Genomic DNA, 2,303 nt, shown 5'->3' on the forward strand with positions numbered 1-2,303 from the left:
GAAAAACAGCTTCAGACCCTTATGTTTAAATGACTTGATCACGGAAAGATTGTAGCGCATTGCGCAACGCGGTTCAACTTAACGCCTAACACCCAAATAAGGGGCGGAAACACGTGGGCTAAAATCCCGAGCGAAGCGAGTCAGCCCACGTGTTTGCGTCCCAGTGAGCGGAGCGAGTGACTTAATTTGTTTGTTATGTGCCAGCACACTCTCTACTGCCGCCATGCCTTTACTGTGCCCAATAAATAAAACGTACCATAAATACAGCAAATAATTGAGCTTACTAACCAAAAGGTTATTGAATTTTGGTGTACCACAGGTTCTGAAGTTAGAAAGGGACCAACTAACCCTGCGATACCACGCAACAAATAGATGGCAGTAATTAAAGCTAAACAGGTTTTTAGTAGTGGTAACTTGATGATGATACCTGCACCAGAAAATGCATATAAGCCCCAGCCAGTAAGAATTGAAGCAATTGCTAAAGTTACAATTGTTGGGTACGGGTCGCCCTGAGCTGCGAGTTGAGCCATGCGTTGACCCGCACCAAAAAAGAGATACCAATCAGGACCGCCGAAAATACAACCAATATGAAGTAATGCAGCCAGGATACTTAAACTGCCAGCGATTATTAGTTGATTATTCTTGTGCATGCAAATTCCTTTTGGCACATAACACCCAAATAAGGGGCGCAAACATGGCGGCTATATTCGGAACGAAGTGACACAGCCGCCATGTTTGTGTCCCAGCGAGCCTGCGAGCGCCTTAATTTGATTGTTATGTGCCCGCAACAAACAACAAGCATACGCAAATTATCCACAGCGCTGAAAGATTAAATATAACGGCAAGTCTTAGAGACCTTTTATTATCGCCCTTCAATGCGAAGAAAGAATAAATTGCTGGCAAGATTGCGAAAACACCGCCATAAACAAAGCCCTCAAAGAGCCCGGCAACTGGAGCCCACATATTTGACTCTGCGTCCCCTTCATACAAGAACGCCATGTATGCCCAAAAGCCTGCACAAATAGCTATAGAAACGATAAATAATCGAGTAGCAATACTTTTTTGCTGAGTTAGATTTTCCATATTCAAAATTCTTTAGCTTATTTTCTCAACAGGCATATAACACCCGCATAAAGGGCGATAACACGTGGGCTAAAATTAGGAACGAAGTGACGCAGCCCACGTGTTAGCGTCCCAGCGAGCCTGCGAGCGATTTAATGCGATTGTTATATTTTACATATTCTCGTTGTAATAGCTTGGCAACTTGGGACACTCAAAATCACCTTCACCAAACATATCGTTAATTCGCTCAGGAAACATATCTCGCATTTTTACATAGACTGCTTCATTCAGAATGTGAAACCCTGCTGTGTTATCCGTTGTGCCAAGGAATTTATGAATATCGCTTAGCTCAGGGTAATGCGCTGGTTGATGGAAAAAACGCATGTATTCTTGAAGAGTTTTGTAAACATACAGCAAATCTTTTAGATTGACCTCTACAGTCTCATTGGCATCGATTTTGTCTAGACCATACTCAACTATTTCTGCTTGATTATTTGTATAAACATCATCCATTTACTGCGAACTCTCCGTAAAATATAACACCCAAATAAGGGGCACAAACATGGCGGCAATAATCGGAGCGAAGCGACACAGCCGCCATGTTTGTGTCCCAGCGAGCCTGCGAGCGACTTAATTTTTTTGTTATGTGTTTAACGATTTACGCTTACAGTGCGCCAAGTACCCTTTGTAATATTTGGCTTTCATAATTTCCTCTACTTCGTTGAAATAAAAGACACTCTCTCTGTGATGCCTTCCATCGCCTTCAGAACCACTTCCAAGAACAAAATCTCCTTTACTCGGAAACTCCTCAGGTATCCAAACTGCTTGTCCTTCAGCGAAATAACCCCGATGAAATTTTACGTATGCTTTAGTTCCAGCACGAGCACGTTGTCTAATTGACAAAATTTCCACCAGATAAGGATTGCTTGATTCCTTGACACGTATTTGAAAACCAGACCACTGAAAATGCCTGTCTTCATCTCTGATCGCTATTAACTTTTTAAAAAAAGAAAATATCATTTAAACCTCCTTGTTTAAATTGACACATAACACCCCACTAAGGGGCGATAACACATGGGCTAAAATTAGGAACGAAGTGACGCAGCCCACGTGTTAGCGTCCCAGCGAGCTTGCGAGCGATTTAATGCGATTGTATGGATAATTCTTCCCTAAATTCCCCACAACGTTTTCAAAGATGGGTAAAGTGAGGCCCAGACTTTGGCTGCAACCAAAGTTGGCTG

General features: G+C 42.5%; 4 protein-coding genes. All 4 read right to left on the bottom strand.

Annotated elements, in window-relative coordinates:
- Positions 1-212: 212 nt before the first annotated feature.
- The gene (locus ACXAGX_RS20400) at positions 213-650 is read right to left on the bottom strand and encodes a hypothetical protein (protein WP_474825215.1); all 438 of its coding nucleotides are present in this window, start codon (positions 648-650) and stop codon (positions 213-215) included.
- Between the two features lie 124 nt (positions 651-774).
- Entirely contained in the window at positions 775-1,083 is a 309-nt protein-coding gene (locus ACXAGX_RS20405) for a hypothetical protein (RefSeq protein ID WP_474840683.1), read from the bottom strand.
- 150 nt (positions 1,084-1,233) lie between these two features.
- Positions 1,234-1,575 (bottom strand): hypothetical protein, encoded by a 342-nt coding sequence (locus tag ACXAGX_RS20410; RefSeq protein ID WP_474825211.1) that lies wholly within the window; start codon positions 1,573-1,575, stop codon positions 1,234-1,236.
- Between the two features lie 129 nt (positions 1,576-1,704).
- Positions 1,705-2,082: a hypothetical protein gene (locus ACXAGX_RS20415; RefSeq protein ID WP_474825212.1), complete on the bottom strand. Its 378-nt coding sequence runs from the start codon at positions 2,080-2,082 to the stop codon at positions 1,705-1,707.
- Between the last annotated feature and the right edge of the window lie 221 nt (positions 2,083-2,303).

The organism is Alteromonas sp. ABV4_515 (assembly GCF_056160345.1).